The sequence below is a fragment of the Gordonia sp. HS-NH1 genome (genome assembly GCF_001418765.1).
Taxonomy (GTDB): Bacteria; Actinomycetota; Actinomycetes; order Mycobacteriales; family Mycobacteriaceae; genus Gordonia.
The window spans coordinates 20,740-28,152 of sequence record NZ_LIYC01000054.1 but is presented as its reverse complement, the minus strand read 5'-3'; the positions used below and the strand labels follow the sequence as shown (position 1 = coordinate 28,152).

Annotated in this window: 7 protein-coding genes; 4 read left to right on the top strand and 3 right to left on the bottom strand. The window is 67.6% G+C overall.

The genetic code is table 11. The annotated features are described in order from the left end of the window. Nucleotides 1–35: 35 nt before the first annotated feature. Nucleotides 36–368, bottom strand: coding sequence for a TfoX/Sxy family protein (locus AMD30_RS22480; protein ID WP_010843832.1), 333 nt, complete (start codon nt 366–368; stop codon nt 36–38). A 72-nt stretch (nt 369–440) separates the two neighbouring features. Here AMD30_RS22480 and AMD30_RS22475 point away from each other — a divergent pair, with 72 nt between their 5' ends. Continuing rightward, nucleotides 441–1,634 (top strand): acyl-CoA dehydrogenase family protein, encoded by a 1,194-nt coding sequence (locus AMD30_RS22475; protein ID WP_055477171.1) that lies wholly within the window; start codon nt 441–443, stop codon nt 1,632–1,634. Nucleotides 1,635–1,763: 129 nt separating this feature from the next. Further along, the gene (locus AMD30_RS22470) at nt 1,764–3,011 is read left to right on the top strand and encodes an amidohydrolase (RefSeq protein ID WP_055477170.1); all 1,248 of its coding nucleotides are present in this window, start codon (nt 1,764–1,766) and stop codon (nt 3,009–3,011) included. A gap of 20 nt (nt 3,012–3,031) precedes the next feature. Here AMD30_RS22470 and AMD30_RS22465 read toward each other — a convergent pair whose 3' ends face one another. Together AMD30_RS22465 and AMD30_RS22460 are read right to left on the bottom strand one after the other, a co-directional pair. Further along, entirely contained in the window at nt 3,032–4,273 is a 1,242-nt protein-coding gene (locus AMD30_RS22465) for a lipase family protein (protein WP_084817350.1), read from the bottom strand. A gap of 61 nt (nt 4,274–4,334) precedes the next feature. Next, entirely contained in the window at nt 4,335–5,177 is an 843-nt protein-coding gene (locus tag AMD30_RS22460) for an RDD family protein (RefSeq protein ID WP_055477168.1), read from the bottom strand. 112 nt (nt 5,178–5,289) lie between these two features. Between AMD30_RS22460 and AMD30_RS22455 the strand changes: the two genes are divergently transcribed. Together AMD30_RS22455 and AMD30_RS22450 are read left to right on the top strand one after the other, a co-directional pair. Continuing rightward, the gene (locus tag AMD30_RS22455) at nt 5,290–6,285 is read left to right on the top strand and encodes a stage II sporulation protein M (protein ID WP_055477167.1); all 996 of its coding nucleotides are present in this window, start codon (nt 5,290–5,292) and stop codon (nt 6,283–6,285) included. Further along, on the top strand, nt 6,282–7,373 hold the full coding sequence (locus AMD30_RS22450; protein ID WP_055477166.1) for an epoxide hydrolase family protein: 1,092 nt from the start codon (nt 6,282–6,284) through the stop codon (nt 7,371–7,373). Before AMD30_RS22455 ends, AMD30_RS22450 begins: the two co-directional genes overlap by 4 nt. Nucleotides 7,374–7,413 lie beyond the last annotated feature (40 nt).

The following is a 7,413-nucleotide window of genomic DNA, read 5'->3' as shown; positions in this document are numbered from 1 at the left end:
GGATCCAGGCTCAGGGAGCGGAGGCCGGTCGCTATCTACTTCTTCGGCAGCTTGCGCGCGTAATCGGAACCGATCGCGATCCAGCGGGAGAGTTGACGATCGGTGGCGATGCCCGCGTCGTCGACGCGTAGCCACCCTCGGGTCTCCCGGCCGGACATCACCATCGGTCGGGTGTGTGGATATTCGAGAAAACCGGCCGTCTCCTCCGGTGCGACGCGGACCAGGATGCCGCCTCTGCGGCTGGCCGCGACGGCCATGTTGCCGTTGATCAGGAACGCCAGCCCGCCGAACATGGCCTTCTCGTCGAGGCCGCACTCCGTCGCCAGTAGAGCGCGGATGCGGTAGGCCAGGTCCTCGTCGTACGCCACCGGTCCAGGCTATTCGGCTTCGGTCACGAACCGGGACTTGGCAACGAACTTACCGGGCAGTAAGGTACTGTCATGGCGATCAACCTGGAGCTCCCGAAGAAGTTCGATTCGACGGTCGAGCGCACCCACATGGCTGCCGAGCACCTCTTCCGGCCGATCTCGCGCAAGTACGACCAGGCCGAGCACGAGTACCCGGTGGAGCTCGATGAACTGGCGAAGCTCGCCAAGCAGGGCCGATCCTCGGAGAAGTCGGAGGACAGCGAGAGGACGGCGTCCGACGCGCCGTCCGCGAACGGCGCCAACATGCGCGCTCTGCTCTCGGCGCTGGAGATGAGCTGGGGCGATGTCGGTCTGCTGCTCTCCATCCCGGGTCAGGGTCTCGGCAACGCGGCGATCGCGGCGGTGGCCAACCCCGAGCAGCTCGAACGCTTCGGAGATGTGTGGGCGGCGATGGCCATCACCGAGCCGAGCTTCGGCTCGGATTCGGCGGCGGTCTCCACGACCGCGACCCTCGACGGCGACGAGTACGTCCTGAACGGCGAGAAGATCTTCGTGACCGCGGGCTCGCGCGCCGACCACGTCGTCGTGTGGGCGACCATCGACAAGAGCGTCGGCCGCGCGGCCATCAAGAGCTTCGTCGTACCGATGACCACCGACGGTGTCACCGTGGCCCGCCTCGAGCACAAGCTGGGCATCAAGGCTTCCGATACTGCGGTGATCCGGTTCGAGAATGCTCGGGTTCCGGCCGAGAACCTGTTGGGTTCGCCGGAGATCGACACCAAGAAAGCCTTCGGCGGGGTCATGCAGACCTTCGACAACACCCGCCCGGTCGTCGCCGCGATGGCCATCGGACTCGGCCGCGCATCTCTGGAGGAGCTGCGTCGAATGCTGGAGGAGGCGGGCCACGAGATCGACTACGACCGCCCCGCCTCGTCGCAGCACGCCACCGTCGCCGAGTTCATCCGACTCGAATCCGACTGGGAGGCATCGTGGTTGCACACGGTGCGGGCAGCGTGGATGGCCGACAACAAGCAGCCGAACTCGACCGAGGCGTCGATGTCGAAGGCGAAGGCCGGCCGGGTCGTCACCGACATCACCAACAAGACCGTCGAGATCGGCGCCACCGCTGGCTATTCGGAGACGTCGCTGGTGGAGAAATGGGCTCGCGACTCGAAGATCCTGGACATCTTCGAAGGGACGCAGCAGATCCAGCAGCTGATCATCGCTCGACGTGTGCTGGGCAAGACCTCCGCGGATTTGAGGTAGTGGTTCGCGGTTGGCGAACTCTAATGCGCAAACCGGACACATCTCGGATGTCCGAGTGTGACGATGGGGAAGGACGAGGGCCGAACCAGGCGCCCTGACCGAGCACCCATCCATCGGAGGTGGTGTGGCATGACCGCACCCGACAACATCGCGATCGATCCGTCACTGATCGACCTGTACAAGGACCTGCACCGTAATCCGGAGTTGGGTTTTCGAGAAGGTCGGACCGCTTCGATCGTCGTGGATCACCTCCGCGCATCGGGATTCGAGGTCACCACCGGGGTGGGCAAGACGGGTGTCGTCGGCGTCCTCCGAAACGGGGACGGGCCCATCGTCGTGTCCCGGGCGGACATGGATGCGCTACCCGTGCGAGAGGACACCGGTCTCGACTACGCCAGCACCGCCACCGCCATCGACGACGACGGTGAGTCGGTTCCGGTCGCGCACGCCTGCGGTCACGATCTGCACACCACCTGCCTTCTCGGTGCGGCTGCTGTCCTGGCGGGTGAGACATCCGCGTGGTCAGGCACCTTGATCGTCGTGTTCCAACCTGCCGAAGAGTTGGGTGCCGGAGCCCAGGCGATGGTCGACGACGGCCTGTGGGACAGGTTTCCGAAGCCGGATGTCGTTCTCGGTCAACACGTGTCACCGCTGCCGGCCGGGAAGATCGCCGGTCACGCGGGCGCGTCGTACGCCGGATCGGACTCTCTGCGGATACGTCTGGTGGGTCGAGGTGCGCACGGCTCGATGCCGGAGGCCTCCGTCGACCCCATCGTGTTGGCGGCCTCGACGGTGCTGCGATTGCAGACAGTGATCTCGCGGGAGATCCCGAGCACCGCCACGGCCGTCCTGACCGTGGGATCCATCCACGCCGGCGATGCCGCGAATGTCATTCCGGGAGAGGCGGAAATACAGCTGAACATCCGCAGTTACGAAGAGAACGTGCGCAGTCGGATCCTCGACAGTGTCGAGCGCATCGTGCGCGGCGAGGCTGCAGCATCGGGTGCACCGGAAGAACCGACCATCACTGAGATCGAACGCTTCCCGGTGGTGACGAACGACGCCGCGGCGCTCTCCACGACACTCGGTGCGTTCGCGGACTGGCTGGGGGAGAACAACATTCTCGATCCAGGCGCGGGCGCGGGAAGCGAAGACGTGGGGATCCTCGCGACGAGCTGCGGAGCGCCGCTCTCGTACTGGTTGCTCGGTGGTGCGGACCCGACTCTCTTCACGACCGGTGACATGACGGATCCGGCCGTGTTGAAGGTTCCGTCCAACCATTCGCCGCACTACGCGCCGGTCATCGATCCGACGCTGTCGATCGGGGTGCGCGCCCAGGTCGTCGCCGCGCGGACCTGGCTGGGCCCGGCCGCCTGATCGCCCACCGAACCGGGACCTCACACCCGGCCGATGAGCCAGTCGGCGATGGTCGCGGCGTTGCGTGGATCGGTCGCCACCCCTGGGTGTCCGGTGAAATGATCGGTATAGGTCACCGACACCCCCGACCGTCGGTAGGTGTCGACCAGACCGGCCACCAGCGGTTGCGGGGACACGGTGTCGACGATGCCGGAGTCGACCCGGACCGGAAGAGCCTTCGAGAAGCGAAGTCGCGCAACATCGTTGTTGCGAAGGGTCGTCAGCAGCCGCTGCTTCATCTCCTCGCCGCGGGGTCCCAGCAGCTGGGTGGGTGCGAGACCGCCGAACGAATCCGCTGCCGTCAGGTCTGCGTAGCAGCGGGTCTCGACCTGTGGACGCAGTTCGCGCGCCCGAGCGCTGAGTCCGCCGTTGTCCATCAGTTCGTCGAACGCGGGATCAGCTGCAGCCGCACCGCTTCCGATCAGCGCGGCCAGTCCCATGAGTTCGTTGACGGCCGGCCCGGCGACGGGGACGTTGGACGCGCCGTCGAGCAGGTCGGCGACTCGTGTCGGTGGTGCCAGCGCCGACACGGCCCGTAACCGCAGGGGTCCCCACTCCGATGACGGACGAGCAGCGGCCGACAGTGCGGCGACGGCTCCCTCCGAATGGCCCGCCACGACGACGTTGCGACCGATGCGCGGATCGTGATCGGCCGCCGCGAGCGCCATGTCGATCGCCGACCGCGCCAACGAGTCCCCGATGAGATAAGGATGTGGCCCCGGCCCGCCGATGCCCTCGAAGTCCGGGCGCACCACGACGAAACCGGCGTCGAGCAGCCGGGCGACGATGCCATCGCCGGACGTCATGCGGGGTAGTTCGCTGTGGCCGGCGTGGGCAACCGACGGGGCGCACGCGTCGGCTGCCCCCACGGTCATGTGGTTCCACACGGCAAGGGGCCAGCCACCTGCGGGTGGCGGCGTCGGCGGGGTGAGGAGGGTTCCGGACATGACCGTCGGCACGCCGCGGATCGAGGTCGAGGTGTATCGCACGCGCAGCGTCGAATCAGCCTGGGGTAGGGCGACAGTCCGGTCGGCCACCATCTCGGTGTCGATGATGCGAGGGACCGCGTGCGAGACGGTCACCGATCCCTCGCTCGGCGCTGCCCACGACGGGGCGGCGCCGGTGAGGACTGCGGCACAGGCCATTCCGACAACCAGGAGGCCGGAGGCCAGTCGTCGGCCAGCGGCTCGGCTCTTGTCCTTCGCGGTAAGGGTCACCGTCACCCCAGTAGCCTAGCCGCGATGGATGGGTCGCGTGCCGGGCTGAGCCCTGCCGCGGCACGGATCATCGCAGCAGACGTTCCCGCAGTTGGGCTTCGCGCGCCAGGCGTTCGGTGTCTCGGCGCCGGCGCTCGGCCATGATCGCCGACAACACGTCCTCGAACTGGGCACCGGGCGGGGGAGCGGGGGCGACGAACGGTGCGACGTCGAACACGATCCGGCGGGCGGCGTACGCCCGTGGTTCGGGCTTCATGCCGTGCCGGCCGTTGAGGAACTGCCTGATGACCACCGCGAGCGGGTCGGGAAGTGCGGCCATGTCGGCGGAGACGGCCCATGACCGCAGACCCGGCGGCATGTCGATGGGGGCCTGTTCGACGAGCCGATGACGGTCGCGGATCACGTAGGTCCCGGCGAGCAGATCACCCAGGCGCTTGTTTCGTCGGGAGATGGCCGCCGAGATGAGCGCCGGGAGTCCCAGACAGGCGTAGAGCTCGATGAACCCGATCAGCGCGCGGGTCAGTGAGTGCCGGAAACCCGTCGGACCGGCGTCATCTCGGACCGTCCGGAGGCCGAGGACGAGGTGGCCCACGGACTTTCCCGGGGTGACGGTCTCCAGCAGTGTCGGAAGAGCGACGACGGCGAGGATGGGAATCAATGTGTTGATGGTTCCGCGCCACGCGTCACTCGCCTCGCCGGCGACCTTGAACGACATCCACCACAGGAACAACCACAGTCCGAAACCGAGCAGGACGTCGATGATGCCGGACAGAATTCGGTAGCCGAGGTTGGCCGGCGGCAGTGCGAGAGCGACGGCTTCGCCGGAGACCAGGTCGTCGCGCCCGACGCCGACCGTCGTCGTGGCGCCCGCACCCCATACTGGGGGTCGCGGCGGCACGGGATGAGACATCACGCCTCACCCTACGACGCGATACCGCGACGCGGCGTCGGGAACACACACCCGCGAGGTCCCGCTGAATGACACGTGCCTCGGTCGCGCGAATGCCGGATACCCTGGCCGCGTGGATCTCGACGCCTATGTGTCCGCGCACCGCGCGACGTGGGAACGGCTCGACGCGCTATCCCGGCGTCGCCGACTCACCGGTGCCGAGGCCGACGAGATGATCGACACCTATCAGCGCGTGGCCACCCATCTGTCGGTCATCCGGTCGACCGCCCCCGACGCGTCGCTCGTCGCGTACCTGTCGGCTCTCCTGGCTCGCGCCCGCGGCCGTGCGACCGGAACCCGCGTCAGCACGCCGACGACGGTGATCGAGTTCTTCACCCGGTCGTTCCCCGCCGCCCTGTACCGGATGCGCTGGTGGTGGCTGTCGGTGATGGGTGGGTCGCTCGGCGCAGCCGCGATCATGACGTGGTGGGTTCTGGCCCATCCGCGCATCGAGAGCTCGTTCGCGTCGCCCGCCGAGATCGAAAGCCTCGTCACCAACGACTTCGAGAACTACTACAGCGAATACGAGGCGACGTCGTTCGCCGCGCGGGTGTGGACCAACAACTTCTGGCTGGCCGCCCTGTGTATCGCCTTGGGGGTGTTCGGCTTCCCGGTGATCTGGATGCTCTATACGAACGTCCTGAATCTGGTGGTCGTGGCGTCGATCATGATTCGCCACGGTCGTGGCGACCTCTTCTTCGGACTGATCCTGCCGCACGGGATGCTCGAGTTGACCTGCCTGTTCGTCGCCGCGGGGGTGGGTCTGCGGATCTTCTGGGCGTGGGTGTCCCCGGGAAATCGGACGCGTGCAACGGCTCTCGGGGAGGAGGGCCGGGCGGCGGTCGGAGTCGCACTGGGTCTGGTGGTCGTGCTGTTGCTGTGCGGGGTCATCGAGGCGTTCGTCACGCCGTCCCCGCTGCCGACCTGGGCGCGCATCGGGATCGGTGTGACGGCCTGGTCGCTGTTCATGGCCTACGTCTTCGTCGCCGGCCGTCGCGCTCACGAGTACGGGGACACCGGTGACCTCGACGAGGCCGACCGCGGACTCACGGTGCCGACGGTGGGGTGACGGGACAAGTGTTCGTTCGCGCCACGACTGCTGCACTCGACGACCTCCGGGTCCGGCTGCACCGCTACCGGCCGGTCCCGCGCGCCGACGTCGACGGTACTGCCGGATTCGATCCGGATCTGCTGACCGACCTCATCCGGTACTGGGCAACCGATTTCGACTGGCGCGCACAGGAAGATCGGATCGCCGGGTTCGGGTGGGTCCAGACCCGGCGAACCGACGTTCCCGTGCGCGCCGTCCTGTCCGAGGCCGCCGGCGGCCGTGCCCCGGTGGTGGTGCTGCTTCACGGGTGGCCGGACTCCGTGCTGCGCTTCGAGCGCATCTTCCCGCACCTGCGAGACGTGTCCTATGTGGCACCCGCCCTTCCCGGGTTCCCGTTCTCCGCTCCCGTCGCAGCGGGGTTGTCCTCGATCGAGATGGCCGACGCCGTCGCCGCCGCGATGACCGAGTTCGGTGTGGATCGCTACACGGTCTCGCCAGGCGACGTCGGGTGCGACGTGGCTGAGGCGCTGGCCGCCCGTCACCCGAACCGCGTTGCGTCCCTGCATCTGACGGACGTCTCGCAGTACCACTTCCTGGCCGACCTGCCGGCCGATCTCGATGATGATGAGTCGGCGTACGTCGATCGCGGCCGTCGATGGCAGGCCGCCGAGGGCGGATACATGCACCAGCAGTCGACGAGGCCGGACACCCTCGCGGTCGGACTCGGGGATTCGCCCGCCGGACTGGCGGCGTGGATCGTCGAGAAGTTGGTGCGCTGGACCGATTGCGACGGCGACCTCTTCCGCGTGTTCTCCTACGACGAGGTCCTCACCTGGGTGACGGCGTACTGGCTCACCGGCACGATCGCGACATCCTTCGGCCCGTACGCGACACAGGCTGCGAAGCACTGGCCGAGGGTCGAGGCACCGACCGTGTTCACGCTGTTCGGGCACGACCTGGTGAACGCGCCACGGCGGTTCGCGAACCGGAAGTTCGATGTCGTCGAGTGGCGCGACTTCGATCGCGGTGGACATTTCGCGGCCTGGGAGCGGCCGGACGACTATGTCTGGGGTCTGCGCAGGGCGCTCCTTGCGGGCGGTCACTGACGGGCCGAGCAGTGGGTTGCCGCAGCCGGGCCCACCCGGG

Bases quoted from the DNA above. Each gene is read 5' to 3' on its own strand.
- AMD30_RS22475 (WP_055477171.1), top strand. From the start codon at position 441: ATGGCGATCAACCTGGAGCTCCCGAAGAAGTTCGATTCGACGGTCGAG.
- AMD30_RS22460 (WP_055477168.1), bottom strand. From the start codon at position 5,177: ATGTCTCATCCCGTGCCGCCGCGACCCCCAGTATGGGGTGCGGGCGCC.
- AMD30_RS22470 (WP_055477170.1), top strand. From the start codon at position 1,764: ATGACCGCACCCGACAACATCGCGATCGATCCGTCACTGATCGACCTG.